Source organism: Paenibacillus plantarum, assembly GCF_013141695.1.
Classification (GTDB): Bacteria; Bacillota; Bacilli; order Paenibacillales; family NBRC-103111; genus Paenibacillus_E; species Paenibacillus_E plantarum.
This window is the reverse complement of sequence record NZ_WHNY01000067.1, coordinates 91,188-107,266: the sequence shown is the minus strand read 5'-3', so window position 1 is coordinate 107,266 and position 16,079 is coordinate 91,188. Positions and strand designations below refer to the sequence as shown.

11 protein-coding genes are annotated in these 16,079 nt (G+C 43.4%); 1 reads left to right on the top strand and 10 read right to left on the bottom strand.

The features are described from left to right. Window positions 1–28 precede the first annotated feature (28 nt). The 7 genes from GC096_RS23670 to GC096_RS23640 all read right to left on the bottom strand — a co-directional run bounded on the left by GC096_RS23670 (window position 29) and on the right by GC096_RS23640 (window position 12,066). Window positions 29–2,815: a glycoside hydrolase family 3 C-terminal domain-containing protein gene (locus GC096_RS23670; RefSeq protein WP_171633705.1), complete on the bottom strand. Its 2,787-nt coding sequence runs from the start codon at window positions 2,813–2,815 to the stop codon at window positions 29–31. A gap of 323 nt (window positions 2,816–3,138) precedes the next feature. Then, complete coding sequence (locus GC096_RS23665) at window positions 3,139–4,509, bottom strand: ABC transporter substrate-binding protein (protein WP_171633704.1); 1,371 nt, start codon at window positions 4,507–4,509, stop codon at window positions 3,139–3,141. 67 nt (window positions 4,510–4,576) lie between these two features. Next, window positions 4,577–5,407 carry a carbohydrate ABC transporter permease gene (locus GC096_RS23660; RefSeq protein ID WP_171633702.1) on the bottom strand — a complete coding sequence of 277 codons (831 nt, stop codon included), beginning with the start codon at window positions 5,405–5,407 and terminating at the stop codon, window positions 4,577–4,579. A 4-nt stretch (window positions 5,408–5,411) separates the two neighbouring features. Next, complete coding sequence (locus GC096_RS23655; protein WP_171633701.1) at window positions 5,412–6,365, bottom strand: carbohydrate ABC transporter permease; 954 nt, start codon at window positions 6,363–6,365, stop codon at window positions 5,412–5,414. A gap of 259 nt (window positions 6,366–6,624) precedes the next feature. Then, the gene (locus GC096_RS23650) at window positions 6,625–8,205 is read right to left on the bottom strand and encodes a response regulator (protein WP_171633699.1); all 1,581 of its coding nucleotides are present in this window, start codon (window positions 8,203–8,205) and stop codon (window positions 6,625–6,627) included. 68 nt (window positions 8,206–8,273) lie between these two features. Beyond that, entirely contained in the window at window positions 8,274–10,031 is a 1,758-nt protein-coding gene (locus GC096_RS23645) for a cache domain-containing sensor histidine kinase (protein WP_171633698.1), read from the bottom strand. Window positions 10,032–10,806: 775 nt separating this feature from the next. Further along, the gene (locus GC096_RS23640) at window positions 10,807–12,066 is read right to left on the bottom strand and encodes an MFS transporter (protein ID WP_171633696.1); all 1,260 of its coding nucleotides are present in this window, start codon (window positions 12,064–12,066) and stop codon (window positions 10,807–10,809) included. A 521-nt stretch (window positions 12,067–12,587) separates the two neighbouring features. Here GC096_RS23640 and GC096_RS23635 point away from each other — a divergent pair. Continuing rightward, window positions 12,588–13,328, top strand: coding sequence for a helix-turn-helix transcriptional regulator (locus GC096_RS23635; RefSeq protein ID WP_171633695.1), 741 nt, complete (start codon window positions 12,588–12,590; stop codon window positions 13,326–13,328). A gap of 17 nt (window positions 13,329–13,345) precedes the next feature. Here GC096_RS23635 and GC096_RS23630 read toward each other — a convergent pair whose 3' ends face one another. The 3 genes from GC096_RS23630 to GC096_RS23620 all read right to left on the bottom strand — a co-directional run bounded on the left by GC096_RS23630 (window position 13,346) and on the right by GC096_RS23620 (window position 16,017). Further along, window positions 13,346–14,398, bottom strand: coding sequence for a Gfo/Idh/MocA family protein (locus tag GC096_RS23630; RefSeq protein WP_171633693.1), 1,053 nt, complete (start codon window positions 14,396–14,398; stop codon window positions 13,346–13,348). 14 nt (window positions 14,399–14,412) lie between these two features. Next, window positions 14,413–14,793 carry a cupin domain-containing protein gene (locus tag GC096_RS23625; RefSeq protein WP_171633691.1) on the bottom strand — a complete coding sequence of 127 codons (381 nt, stop codon included), beginning with the start codon at window positions 14,791–14,793 and terminating at the stop codon, window positions 14,413–14,415. 153 nt (window positions 14,794–14,946) lie between these two features. Beyond that, window positions 14,947–16,017: an alpha/beta hydrolase gene (locus tag GC096_RS23620; protein ID WP_171633690.1), complete on the bottom strand. Its 1,071-nt coding sequence runs from the start codon at window positions 16,015–16,017 to the stop codon at window positions 14,947–14,949. Between the last annotated feature and the right edge of the window lie 62 nt (window positions 16,018–16,079).

Here is a 16,079-nt window from a genome sequence, read left to right as displayed (position 1 = left end):
TTTCGCCCCTGCCTTTACATTTAGTTGATTAAATTAGTTGTGCTACCGTAGCTAGATCGACAATATCGATTTTGCCATCGTTGTTCAGATCCATTAACTGATACTTAGCCCAATCCGCATCACTTGATTTCTTGCCGTATGCAGCGGCAATGATACCCAAGTCACCAATGTCCATCACGCCGTTAACGTTGAAGTCGGCTTTATTGTAAATTTGAGAAACATTGGCCAACTGGGCCGTTCCCCCAAGCGCATTAGATACTAAGATGCTTGTTAAGGAAATGGGATTCGCCGTCACGATGTTTGTTTTTACTTTCAATTGGATACTTAGCAAGTCAGCATCCGACTTGATTGCATTGGCTGCGCCTAAGCTTGCGAGCATAATCCGCACGATGCCGGGCTCGGTTTGCTCTTGTTTTATAACAGATAAGCCTGGTTTCAGGGGTTGCGCACCAACAAACTCGTATTCGGTAGGATCAAATTGAAGTGTCAGATCCTGTGCGTAAACTGCAGAATAAACACTACTTGTTACATTTTTCAAGCCGTATTTCAAGGAGAATGTTTCTCCCGCTGTTGCGGAAATTTTTCCAGTAAGCGTAGCGGTTGTCCCCACTGTGATGGAGTCTGTCAACGTGATGTTGTCCGAGGAGTTGCCGACAAGCACCTTGTAAATACCAGGGACAGTTTTCCATGCATCTGCGTTAGTGTCCCAAATGGACAACGGGTGGTTCGACGCGGTTGGGTCGATAGTGATCGCGACTTGCTTCTCCTCTCCGGGAGCGAGCCAAACCTTCTTAAAGCCTACTAGGCGCTTGGGAGGTTGGTTCGCGCTCTCAGGCAGACCCAGGTAGACCTGGGGCACTTCGGCACCCGCGACGGTTCCAGTATTTTTTACGAAGACCGACACTTGGAATGGCTTGGTCCCATCGTTGGACTTCTGCGAGACGGAGAGCTTAGAAATTTTGAAATTAGTGTAAGACAGCCCGTGGCCGAAAGCGAACAGCGGCTTGATGTTCTTCGCATCGTACCAGCGGTAGCCCATTTCCAGACCTTCGCTGTACGTCGCTGTCAACGGCAGGGGACCTGCTCCGTCGGGGTCAATCCCCGGCCACTGCGCAGGCGTAGCGTTTGCGGCTTCCCGCTCCTTGCTCGGAAACGTGATCGGTAGTTTGCCGGAGGGATTGTCGATCCCCAACAGCAGGTTGGCGACGATGTTGCCGTCCTCCTGACCTGGATACCAAGCCTCAAGGACCGCTGGCACCTTGTCGAGCCACGGAAGCAGCACCGGGCCCCCGTTCTTGAGGACGACGACGGTGTTCGGGTTGGCTGCAACCACAGCCGCGACCAGTGCGTCCTGGTCCACCCCGTCCGTAACCGGCAGCGCGAGCGATGAGCGGTCGACTCCCTCACGGGAGATATCGCCGACCATCACCACGGCGACATCAGAATTCGCGGCCAGCGCCGCTGCCTTCGCGATGTTGCTGGCGTTGTTGTAGGTGACCGAGGCATTGGAGCTCAGCGTGTGGAGCGCGTTGTTCAAGCCCTGCTCGGGCGTCACGGTATAGGGCGAGGTCACGACGATCGTAATCGAAGGTCCCTGCGAGTTGAACTTCGCCGAGCCGGCGAACGTCGGGGTCCCGATGAGTGCGACCGATTTGAGTGAGGCCGCCTTCAATGGCAGTGTGCTGTGGTCATTCTTCAATAGGACGCTACCCTGTTCCCCGATGGCTTGGATCCGCCGCCCGTTGGCTACGAAGTCGATAGGCCTCAGGCTGTTGATAGGATCGTCGAACTGCCCCAGCTGGAACATCACGGTGTACCGCCGGTCGAGCTGCTTGTCGATATCGGCGACAGTCAGCGCCCCCGTATCCAAAGCCTTGTGGATCAGCTCAGGAGTAAACCAGAGGGGACTGGCGAACTCGAGGTCGAGGCCTGCCTTGATGGCCGGTGCCGTGCTGTGTGTTGCCCCACGGTCGGACATGACATAGCCCTTGAATCCCAGGTCCTCGCGCAGCCAATCGGTGAGCAGTTCAGAGCTTTCGCAGGCGTACACACCGTTCAAGTGCGGGTAGGAACACATGACTGATGCGAGGTTGGCTTCTTGGATCGTCATTTCGAACGGCAGCAGGTATAGCTCGTGCATGGTTCGGTCGTCGACGATGGTGTCCATGGTCTGGCGGCTGGTCTCCTGCTCGTTGGCCGCAAAGTGCTTGGCCACGGACTGCACCCCGCTTGCCTGCACGGCGTTGACCTGGGCGACGGCCATGACTCCCGCGAGGTAGGGGTCTTCACCAAAGTACTCAAAATTGCGTCCGGCGTTCGGAACCCGGCCCAGGTTGATGCCTGGAGTGAGCAACACGTTGTGGCCGCTGGCACGGGTTTCCTCCCCAATGATGTCGCCCCATGCCGATGAGACGGCTGGGTCGAACGATGAGGCGACGGTCAGAGCACTGGTCAGACCCGTTGAAGTCGGTGCCACAGCGCAGTCACCACCGCCAAAGGGACCGTTGGTCATCCGGAGAGTGGGGATGGCCAGGCTGGGGATCCCTTCGACGTGGCGCCCTTGCGCGGAAAAATCGCAACCGGGGAGGTTGGTGTTCGCCACCGGCTTCATGGCAATCTGCTGAATCTTCTGATCCAGCGTCATCGCACCAATGAGAAGTCCGGAACGCACCTCGGGCGTGAGCGACGTGTTCATCCAGGGCATAGATGGACTTGTTGTCGCCGTGTCTGCAAAGGCGCTGCCGGCAAAGGTGAAGGTCAGCGACAAAATAAGTGAAGCCAAAGTAAGTTTTTTCGTATGAAAGATAGAAGCCAAACAGAATTCCTCCTAATGGTATACTAGTCTTCAAACAGCTTGGTATTTACGACTTACGCTCATTACACTTCTATGTCCCGAAACGGTTACGGCGCTCTGATGAGTGCACAACCATTATCCAGACCAACAGAATGTTTGTTAACTCCGATTCCGAAGTGCATCACCCCCTTCTAAATATTGTTGAAGAACTTTCTTTACAAGTTATCTTCCCACTCCTTTTGAATGCGCTTTCAATCAAGCTGAATCCAACCCATCCGAACTTTATATGAACTTCACGGATGGGTTAAACGACCTTCTTCCTCCAATAGTTAGGCAATTTTTAGCTATTTCTTAATTCCTTTGTCATATTCCACTTTCGCCTTTTCCATCGCGTTGGCCCAACCATCAAGAAAGGCTTCGGCTGTCATCGTTCCGGACATTACCTTTTGGAAATTAGGTTCTAATGTTTGAGCCAATATACTACTGTAGTCAGGTAAATAAGTCGGCACATCCAATACAACCGTATTTTTGTCAGCCATTACATTGGCACCGCCTTGAATGTGTTGGGATTTTTTAACATAGTCACTTTGTAACGCATCTACGTTAATAGGCATTTGACCGATTTTTTCATTCCAATAGGCTTGAGATTCACTGGAAAGAATAAATTTAAAGAATTCCCATGCTTCTGCCGGATGCTTGCTGTTTTTGAATATGCCATAACCATTTGCAGTTGGAGCCACGATGGTTTTGCCGTTGTCTGATTTCGGTAAAATGGTTGACGCGAATTTCCCCTCACCAAGCGATTGCAGATGGTTGTTGTAGGATCCGAAGTTATGCTGAACCATCGCTGCTGTTCCCGTATCAAACGTAGCTACCATTTCTTTATAGGCGTTCGTAATGTCGCTTGTAGGTGTAAACTTTTTATACATTCCTACATATTTCTTCAAGAACTCCACATTCTTTGGATCATTTACTGTAGCTTTGCCCTTGTCATTGAAGTAATGCTCCACACCAGAATAAGCATACATGACTGTAGTCAACTGATTAATACTTCCTGATCCCCCACGGATGGTGTATCCGAATTGATTCTTACTGGCATCTGTCAACTTCTCAGCATCTGTGAAAAAATCATTCCACGTCGTAGGCGGCTTTAGTCCCGCATTTTTGATTAAATCGGACCGGTACCAGAAGACATCTAAATACATGGTACTTGGAATTTGGTACAGCTTTTTATCAGGTACCAAAGTACGGTTGTAATCAACGAGACTTTTGGTGATTTTATCCTTCTCAGACCATTTATCGAAGAAAGGATCCAATGCTAGGAGTGTTCCTTTGGCCGCAAAGTCGGAGATCCAGATCCCAGTAACTCCGCCAATATCCGGTGTATCGTTTGAAGCGATTGCGACATCATACTTTTGTTTAGCCGAGGAGAATGGAATCCCAACATATTCAACCGTGATGTTCGGATTCTTCGTTTGAAAACGGGTTATAATTTCCTGTAAATAAGGCGTGCGATCTGGTCCGGCATTTTCATCCCAGAAGACGAGTTTCACATTCTCGGCTGGCTTTGCCGTAACAGCGGGCTTCGTAGTATCCTCAGGTTGGCTGCTAGCTGGACTGCTTGTACTGCTGCTCGTGCCTGTTCCGCAAGCGGACAATAGCACGGTAACACTGAGGGCACTTAAAGTAAGAACAGAACTCATTTTTCTAAACATGCTTTCAACATCTCCCTTTTCATCTAATCGTATATAGGCTAATTCCCAGTGGGAAATTAGTTCGAACTTAGCCTTTGACGGCTCCAGACCCCATACCCTGAACAAGATACTTCTGTACAAAACCGAATAAAATCACTGCTGGTACTAATGATATAAGACTTCCGGCAGCAAGAGCGCCATAATGGATATCGAACTCACCTTGCATATAGCGTAAACCGACTGGAAGCGTGAACAGTGCCGGTTTACTTATGAACATCAATGCGAACAAGAACTCGTTCCATGCACTAATGAATGTGAATACTGTGGTTGCGACGATACCAGGAAGAAGAATTGGAAATATCACAAGAAAAATCGCTTTCAGTCGGCTACAGCCGTCCACCATTGCAGCTTCCTCCAGCGCCTCCGGGATATTGCTGACGAACCCGCTCATAAGCAATGAATTGAAAGGAAGTTGGAACGTACTGTAGGTAATAATGAGCGCAAGTAGATTACTCGTCAGCCCCAATTGTTTGAATATCATAAATAACGGAATCAGTAGCATTGCACCAGGTACAAATTGCGTACATAGCAGCATAATCATGAAGGCACTCTTTCCTTTGAACTTAAATCGACTGATCGCGTACCCTACCAATACAGAACAGACAAGTACGATAATGACAGTCATTCCCGAGACGAATACACTATTTTTGAAAAAAACCGAAAACCCGACATTTTTCCAGGCAACTACATAATTTTCAAAAGTGACTCTCTCAGGCCAATAGCTGATAGGTAATTTGGTAATTTCCCCCTCCCGCTTGAGAGATGTCACGATGGCCCAATATAGTGGAAATAGAGTGAAAGCCATAGCCAAAAGGAGGGGCAGTCTCAATACGAACAATCGATCCAATTTTCTTAACATTTGTCTATTCCTCCCTGCCATAACGACTCAGTTTCAAGTAGCCCATTGCAAACACTAGCAGTATGATAAAACTGATTACCGTAAGGGCAGAGCCATATCCAAAATTTTGTGAGATAATCGCTTGATTGGCCACATACATCGTTAGCGTCGTAGTTGCGTTAGCCGGTCCTCCACCGGTCATCGTGTAAATTAAATCAACATTATTGAATTCCCAAACGGCTCTCAGCAAGGTGGAAAGAATAATCGAATTTTTCAAATAGGGAAGCGTAATATGGATGAATGACTTCCATCGTCCCGCACCATCTACCCTAGCTGATTCGTATAAATCTTGGGGGACCGTTTGTAAAGCCGCTAACATCGTGATCGTAAAGAACGGGATGCCTCTCCAGAGCTCCGTGAGTATCACAGCCGGGAATACCGTATTCAAGTCCGCCAGCCAAGCAAAGTTTTTTTCGATAAATCCGAATCTTACGAGTAGACTATTGATAAGCCCCATATGCTCATTAAAGAGCAGTGACCACATCGTTGAAGTAATGACCCCAGAGACCGCCCAAGGCATAATCGAGATCGATCGGAACAAACCGCGATAAGCAAAAGTCTGCGTTAAGAGAAGGGCAATCAGCAGTCCAAATATTAATTGAAATACAACTTCTATCGAAACCCACTTAAAAGAAATCAACAAACTGGAGTAAAACAATTCATCCTGACTAAAGATAGTCTTGAAATTATCCAAACCGATAAATCCGTTATAATAAGGCTTGGCTGGATTAAAATTTTGAAAACTGTAATAAAATACATTAGCCATCGGGTAAAATAAGAAGCTCATAATGAGTAGAACGGCTGGTGCAATCAACAAATAAGGCATCCAATGCGTTCGTGGGCGTTTCATTCGTTTTCGCTTTGGTCTGTTTGTCGGACTCGTCGACAGTTTGTCTGTGTAGATCGTGTTGGCACTCATTTGTTTCCTCTCTTCCTTCATGAATTACAGAATTACAGCGAATAAGGATCCCTATGACGGGCCTTAACTTACTCATTCGCTTCACTCCGTTTGGTTATAAATTAAATATAGAGATAATTGGTTACGCTTGGAATTCAATATCTTTTCAGCTCTTATCAATATCTTTTCATCCTAATAGTTCAATATTTTTAAAAATGAAAAGCACTATCCTATGATTCAGGAAGTGCTTTTTCTGGCTAATAAGTAAGCGTATATGGAATTAATTTGACGCATTCTTAAATTCTGACGGGGATACACCTGTATATTTTTTGAAACAGAGACTGAAATAATGCGGATTTCTAAAGCCTACCTTCTCAGCAACCTCATACGACTTCATATCATAAATTCGAAGAAGCTCCATAGCCTTTTTCATACGTAATTGATTAAGGAATTCACTGAAATTAATGTTTTTTTCCTTTTTGAAAATAATACTTAAATAGGTCGGACTGATGTGTACGACACTCGAAACGTCCTGTAAAGAAAGGCCCTCTTGCGCAAAATGCGTCTCCATATACGCCACAACCTGATGGATGACCTTCTTCATCTGATTATCGCGTTGATGATTGACGATGGACACGAATTGGATCACAAGTTGGCGAATACAAGCAAAAATTTCGTTGACCGTTTGCATCTGTTGCTGCTTCGTGTAGATCGAGTAAAACTCATCTAACTGTTTGGCATGTTCTTCTAATTCTTTGTACATCACCACGGTAATTTCAACTCCGATTAGACGTACTCTCGATAAGGAAATCGATTGGCTCTTGATAATGGACTGCTCCATCGTACTTAATATGGAAAGCGCCTCTCCCTCCAAGCCCAACTTGACCTTCAAAGCCAGTTCTTTCTCCAGTCCTTCAAATACGGCAGATTCACTATGAGGTGCGAGACCGATATCGGCAACCGTTAACACGCGGTTCGTCCCCAAAATATGACGGAACTCCAGAGAAGATCGGGCATCCTGATAAGAAAAAGCAATGTCTGCAGCCTGCTCATAATCAAAACCAATGCCTGCCGTCACCGTGGTTTTCAAAAATTTCTCTACATTGACACGGATGGTTTCTGCAATCTTATAAGCCTGGCGTTCCACGTCCTCATGCAAATCTTCAGCAAAAACAATGAGTACGATTTCATCGTCAATGGAATTAAAAACAATGCCTCGTCCCAAGCTAGCAAGCGTTTCTTCAGCAACGTTGATAACACAGTACTTGAGCACTTCTTTTCCAAAACGATTCTGGTAATCAGGGTAACTATAGTCATCCGCCTTCAGCAAAATGACAACAAAGCGGGCAGCATTAAGCTGAAGACCAAGGAAATCGATACCTGAATGAATTTCTGCCGGAGCCAGCTTTCCGTTAATTAGTTTGACCAAAAATTGCTGTCTCAACAGCGGTATTCCTTCAACGACCTTCTGTTTCATTTCAGACTCATATTCATGCTCTTTCATTGCACGTTTTGCCGTTTCAAGTAACTTTTCACTATCAACGGGCTTTAATAAATAGTCAAATACCTTAAGTTGTAACGCCCTTTTAGCAAACTCGAAATCATCGTAGCTCGTCAACATCAGAATTTTGGTTTCGGGATAGGCTTTAACTACCTGCTCAGTCAGTTCAAAACCATCGACAAATGGCATGCGTATATCGGTTATTATCAAGTGAGGTCTTTTCTCAGCTACGAGTTTCAAGCCCTCCTCACCATTCGCTGCAGAGCCCACCACTTCGAAGCCGTTAAACTGCCAATCAATGTTTTTACTTAAACCACGAGTAATAATCACTTCGTCATCAATAATTGCAACCTTATACATACAGGCCCCCCTAGCGTTTTATGTTAGCCATGTTATTGTGCATAAGCATCACGATAGCAAAACTTCCATTATCTGAATGTGACAACAACGATGGTTCCCGCTTCGGAACTACTCTCATACCTAAGTCCATACTTCATGCCATAATTCAACCGAAGTCGCTTATGCACATTATAAATACCGATACCAGTTCCATCCCCATCCTCACTCGTGCACATGTTCGACAAGAATCGGTTAATTTGTTCAAGTTTCTCAGTAGCCATACCCGCACCATTGTCCTCTATACGAATTACACAATCATCCTCTTGAATAAAACCTTTGATACGGATATGGCCCTTTGTACGACTATTCTTAATGCCATGGTAAATCGCATTTTCAATAAGTGGCTGCAAGGTCAACTTTACAATATTAAAATCAAGCATAGCCGGTTCCATATCTATTTCATAGGTAAAGCTGTCCCCGTAACGCAACTCTTGAATTGTAAAATAGTGATTGATATGCTCGATCTCCTGAGACACAGGAATAATCTCGCTGCCTTTACTAATCGATATACGAAAAAAATCGGAAAGCGAGGTTACCATCTGGCTTGCTTCTTTCTTTTCGTCCAGTTCAATCAGATGCTTAATAGAATACAGTGTGTTATACAGAAAATGCGGCCTGATTTGAAACTGTAGTGCTGCTAATTCCGCCCTCCGCTTTTTTTCCTGCTCTTTCTCTATCTGCAAAAGCAGCTGTTTGATCCTATGGATCATGTCCCTTATCCCTCTATTCAACACGCCAATCTCATTTCGCGACAGTTCCTTGAATTCGATGTCTAGGTTGCCTTCTTCGATCGTATTAATTTTTCGCGTGAGTCGAATGATCGGCTTCGTAATGATATTGGCCAGAAGGTTTGACAAGAAAATTGCAATCACAAATAAAATACACATTATCACTAAGATCAGGTATTTGATGTAGCTCACTTTATGGAGTAATTCATCCTTAGGTACAATCGCAGCTATTTTCCATTTGTTGATTCTTAATGTATCGTAAACAACAAGCATTTCATTCCCAAGTTCATTGGTAATTGTGATTTGTCCAGATGCTTGTGGGGTTTGCATGACTAACCGCTGCAATTCAGAATCCTTAATCTTATATTTTTTCGCAACATTTTTGTAGGAGATAATTCCGTCCTCGCTAATTAGGCTTAAATAGCCATTATTACTGATTGTTGGATTACTTAAAATCGTTTGAAAAAATGAATTTTTTATATTAAAAAGAATAATACCTTTACTATGCTCCACATCTTTACCCAGCAGATTATATAAGCTTACCACTTTCCCGCTATCATTCTGATTATGAGAAGTCCCAAAAGCATCAGTATGAAGGGTTTCCCAATGGATAACAGAAATCGGGTCGGTTGCTTGTCCAATCCTGTAAGGTTCAAGCGAAAATTTCACCTGTTCGGTCAGGTCATCTTTTCTGTAGAACGCTGGACGGTCATGGTTGTAATAGATCAGTATAGAATCGATCAAAGCTCGATCGGGAGAAGCTCTGTTTAATACTCTGTTCAATTGCAGATAATCTTCCGTTTGTAAGTTATATGCTGGATCTTCCGTACGCATCGAAATATCGGATAAGTCGGAATCACTAACGAGAATAGTCAGACTCGTCACCACATCTGTTAATTTATCGTTTAGAAATCTTTGGGTTTGAGAGACGGTATCGGAAATACTCGTAAATGCATTTTTTTGCAACTGACTGGAAGCAAGTAGGTAGGAAAATAAGCCAGTAGTAAATACGAATAACATAATAATTGGGATAATTATTACTAATATGGTCGATTTCAACGAACGATTCCGAATGAATGACAGGGTAACCCCTCCATAGTTTGATCAGATATTTGATTGGTGTGTAGGTTGTCTATAAAATGAATATATAGGGACATAGATAAATGAGGAATTCAATATTTTTTTAGCTTTAATCAATATCTTTTCAAGATTAATTTCACTTCGTCGCCTTTTCATGGAAATTTTTCTAATTTTTTAATCATACGATAAACTTTTCACTTAAACATTCAACAATTTTTGCAAATGCTGAATTATTTTTTCTGAAAATTGTCACCTATCAACTTACTACAATACGTTTTGCACGGATTATCAACGTTTACCGGGAAACTGAAAGAGGAACTGGAAGAAAGATGAGAAAAAAGCACCATCTATGGATGATGCTCCGATTGTTCCCTCAGATAACCTTTCTAACCTTGAGTTTTCAAACCATAAAACCTTTTTTCTTTAAAGCGTTTTAAATACGAAATCATCTCCATTTCATTTCCTTTGAAACCTAAAACAACCCTCTCCTATCAGATGTTCATATGTCATTCCTTCAAAACTTTCATAGAAACTTTGCTGGATGCTGGTAATGCAATCTCATCTGACAGTATACATCCCCCATGATCCGAGACTAAATGGACTTCCCGTACTCTTCCATTCTGCCAATCTACATCTACGGTAACTCCGCCATCTGTGATAACTGTCCTTTCTTTCACCAACCACAAACGAAAAAGCTGCCTCTTAGGTTTATTAGACCTTTTGAGACAGCATCTATTGGGGTTATACAGTCTGATTACCTGCGGACCGATTTTCCACTTGTAAATATCATGAATTTGGCAATTAAATTCGGCCGTTGCCATAGAGCAAGCAGCAAAAAGGTAAGTGCGCTTCCTATATACATATATATCATACCATGAGACAAATTCATTAATAAGTAGATCAGCATTGGGCCTAATGCTGAGCCAACATCAGCCGCAACCGAGTACACGGTCATCACGGTTACTACAGATGAATGCCGGGCGACATCGGATGCCATTGCGTCCATTAAAGTTGAAAGAGCCGTACTGTTCGCAAAGATGAATAAAATAATTCCACACCAGACATAGATCGGAAAATGCCATGGAACTAAGGCATATCCAATCGCAGATCCTATGAGTACCAGGATGAATATAGGTATTCGCCCTCTCGGTCCATCTGATCTATAACCAACCCATGTGGCAAGAAACGGTTCCCACGCCCATCGGGCCGCTTGTAGTAAGCCAGATAACATCGTGCTCGTAACAACGAACCCCATGAACATTAGCGGCTTTGAATAATTTGTATCAATTAACAAACTTACTGTTGCACTTAATATGGCTATCATCAAATTTACGATAAGACTAGTACTAATTATTTTCATTACAGGTTTTGTCCAGATCACCTGCTGCTTTATCCGTTTTTCTTGGACTTCGGCATCCTTACTATCGTTCACTTTCGTATTTGCAACGTAAATAGAAACAAATGGAATACCTGCGATAATCAACAAACCAAACGCGATGGAAACAGTTTGTATTCCGAAGAGTGGAACAAGTACGCCTCCGACGAGCATACCCACTAGACTGCCTAAACGAGATATGCCATTATATCGTCCCATGAGCAGGCCGCGATTCGATTTGTCCGAGTAGTTAATTACACTTAAATAGCCACCCATTCTAAGGAAGGACCATGCAATCCCCCATATACTGCGAAGAATGAGCCACATCAGAAATCCCTTAAAGACGCCATAACCAATCGTTGTAACCACTGCAAGTATAACAGCAAAGATAAGACCTTTACGCAATGATATCTTTCGGTAGAGTAAACCAATAAGCGGTGTCATTGGCAGTCTTACGAGTCGATTTATGGATAAGAGAACCCCTACCTCCCATAAGGCGTTCAGGCCGACTTCCTTCCAATAAATTGGAAGAACGATATAGAGCATCGAGTCTCCCAGAAGACAGAGTGCCGTAATGATGGAAATAATCACCACAGGACGCTGCGTATCTTTTTGTATCATAGACATTTGAACGTTCATACTCTCTCCTTAATGCTATACACGAACGATTCATTCCAGTAAAGGCTCACATATCACATTTCATGTAATAAGAATCTCTCCCAATCGTCATGTAAAAGCTTGAGATCATTATCAATTATTTGGATACAAATAATCATTAGAGCGTAGATCATTGAGTATCGCTGTAATGTGATTATATGCTGTTTCAAGCTTTTCTTCAATCGTTTTTGCTGTATTATCAAATACATTGATTTATTTAGCTGTTTAACGCTGTTATTTTCATGTATAAAAAACAAATAATACTGTAAATAGCTTGATGGTTAAGCTAATGATGATAAATAGAAGCGATCTATTAATAATAAGTGTCTTCCCCTTAATAAACAAAAAAAAACCGTTTACCGCGGTGAACACTGAGCCGAAGAAGAATGGGATGACGAGACATTGCAGCTTATCAATCCAACCCAGCATTTGACTTGACTAATTGGGATATAAATGAAATAATTTTTTATGAAAAATCGATACCTTTTAATTGGAGTGATTATATGGACATACTATCAATGCATAACGGGAAACACTGCGTTCCAGAATGGAAATGGCATGTTCCCGTCGGTTGTCATCCAGGGTTTACCTTGTGGAGTATTTGGGGCGGAGAAGGTCAAATCAGGCTAGGCAAGAACTCCTACAAATTAAGCATAGGCGATGTTTTTTTTATCAATTATCAGAACGAGGTCGACGCCTATCAAAGTGAACATACCAGTCTTGATGTACGTTACATAGATTTCACATTGCAAAATCCGGATATCTTGTGTGACTTGCCTGAGCATCGTCATTTTGATCAATATCATTTTGTACTTGAGCTTTTCAATCGCTTTCGTTTAGCAGAAGAGAGTAATAACATAATGCAAATGGAAGTATGGCTACAAGCTCTTATTACGGAATATCAACATGTAACGCCAACATTAACCGGAGCATATACAATAAAAATGAATGAGCTATGCCGTATGTTTCAACAACACCCGCAGCAGCAATATGATATGAGCGAACTTGCACAGAACTTTTCTCTTACGACAGATCATTTTATTCGCATTTTTAAACAGGAACGTGGTGTTACGCCCTACGCCTATCTGCAGAACTGCAGACTGGATACTGCCAAGACTCTGTTACGCATGTCTACTCTCAGTATCACGGACATTGCGAGCAGTTGCGGCTTTTCGGATATCTATAATTTTTCTCGTTTTTTTCAGTCAAAAACAGGAATGTCTCCAAGCAGATTTCGTAATTGAAATGCTTTTTCAGTCCATCATTCAAATTGGACGGGCGTGCCATTTTCAGCGCTCAAGTAAACCATATCTAACATTTGTGTGATTTTAAGTCCCTGTTGAGGCGTGCAAGGTACCTCTTCATCATTGACAATGGCATCCAAAAACGCTTGCCGAACATTCGGCATTTTTGAAATGATCTTATCATCTAAAGGAATGTCTTGGACTTCCCCACCGATTTCCAAAAACAATTTATTGCTCGCAGCATTCCCATCTCCAACTACTCTATGCAAGACCGCGCCACCCTTGGAGCCATAGATCCGTGTTGTAATCACCTCGTTCTCTCGGTTGCTGGCCCAGGATGCTTCCAATTCAAGCATAACCCCACCCTTCATACGAAACATAGCTACCCCCATGTCTTCAAGCTCGAAATTCTGAATGCCTTTGCGTGCAGCCTCGTCCTTGGAGACCTTGCAAAACGTGTTTCCTAGTACCCAATCCGGATCTGGATACCCGCAAAACCACATTGCACGGTCAAGCACATGGACGCCAAGATCAATAAGAGCTCCACCGCCGCATACTTCTTTTCCAGATGAAAGTGGATACCACCATGGCACCCCTCGTCTTCGTTGCCACAGCGTCCGCACATAATAGATATCGCCGAGCTTGCCTTCGTCGATCACGGATTTTAACGTTTGGCATTCGTGTAGAAAACGTTGATTGAAATTGATCATCAACTTCTTGTTGTGCTTTTGAGCGGCTTCAAGCATTTTTCTCGCCTCTGCCGCATTTCTCGCCATAGGCTTTTCACACAGCACATGTACGCCCGCTTCCATCGCCTGAATGGAAAGCCTCATATGCAAGAAATTAGGAACTGAGAGGCTAATCGCATCCAAATTTTCCTCTTTCAGCATCTTATCGAAATCCGTATATTTTTTTATAATGTTATACTTATAGCCTATCTCTTTCAATCTTGATTCATCAACGTCGCACAACACAATTTCTTTCACGGTGTCGCTGCTAGCGTAGTCTTTAACATGACTTGCTCCTACAGTTAATCCGACAACACCTACTTTAAGTTTTCTGTTACTCAATCTTATCCCCCCCGTTATTTTATTTCAGAAGCATAGATCACGATAATTCTTAAATCCTCTGGACCGTTGTTAATAAGACCGTGACTACCGGTTGCACGGCAGACGCTTATATCGCCGGCCGACATCTCGTATTGGTTACCATCAAGCTCCATGATTCCGTGTCCAGAAATGCAGTAATACCACTCTTCCATGGGAACATCGCTGTTATGTTGGTGATAGCCGAAGGTAGAACCTGGCGGGATTATATCATCATGAATGAATTTGATGTACTGCCTATCGCTCGATGCAACCGTTTTAATAATATCCTTTAATTGAAAAGGACCTGTGCCACCATGGCAATTTTGACGAGTCTCATACGCTTGTGACTTGTTTTCGATAAAATCTGTTTTTTTCATACATTAAAACTCCTTTTCATACATGAGTTGTGTTAAACATTTTGATAAATTAATCATAGGCTTGACAAACTCGAATGTAAATGTTAAAAGGCGATATGTTTTATGAAAAATCGATATATCGTATTCTGGTGCTATCAAGTCTCGCCAAAAATATTAAATTGTTTTACTCCTAACATGGGGCCTTCCAAGATCGTCACAATTTCCGAATATCAATCGACTAAAATTGTAGGCACCGTTATTCCAAACATGGAAATCATGAAAACCATCCTTAATCAGAATTTGAAAAAAATGATGAAGATGATTCTCCGATTGATGCATAAGCCCATCTATAGATTTTATATAGCTGCCAATTGCTACTCCGTCCGCATCGCCGCAGGTAGTATATAGCAAATGAAGATTATATTCGCAAGACGTAAGACTGACTCCAAGCGTTGTACCATCACTCGATGTAGGAGCGTTTGAAAAAGCACCGACATAAGCGAATAAATCTATCATGCCTGGCGCGAGTACAGTCTTATCCAACCCGTTGTTCCAGGGACTCTCTGTGCCTGTGATTCGCGTCGAATCATGCCGATAACCACCGAGGATCAGATTCAGGGCTTGCATTCCCCCCATCGAAAGCCCAGCGATCGCTCTTCGAGTGCGGCTATATAGAATTCCCTCACGGGAGGTGTCTGTTATATCTGCGAAGGTATTGTAATTGGATTCTATAAATGGAATCAGATCGTATCTCAGCTCATAATCAAAGTAATAGAATCCCAGCATATTAGTTCCTTCGGTATTAAATGAGCTATCTGTCCAGTCGTACGCGCTTCTTCCGTTGGGAAATACGACGATTAGTGGATCCATTTCGCCGCTCACAATAAGATTATCCAATAGATTGCAAATGATAAATCGCCCGTCAGACTTACCGTTACTGCTAAACCATTCATCTTGATCCCCACCGACGCCATGAAGCAAATACAATACATTATATCTAACTGTGGAGTCGGTTGGGTCATATCCCGCAGGCAAGTAGACGTTGCATTTCTTCAATATGGCATCTCCCGCAATGGTTTCTCTTCCTGCTTCACCGGGGTCGATGCTCCTATCTGTTACAAACTGTCGAGACAAATCAATATAGTTGCCTACCTTATAGGTAACTTCCTGAACCGTACCTTGAAGCTCATCATTAACTGACTTAAAATATTCGGCAGGCCCTGCCGTCACGTTCTTACTTCTCATGGATCATTATTCTCCTTTCGGATATTTTTTTACAGTTAGCCCCATTCTTCACTAAAAGCCCT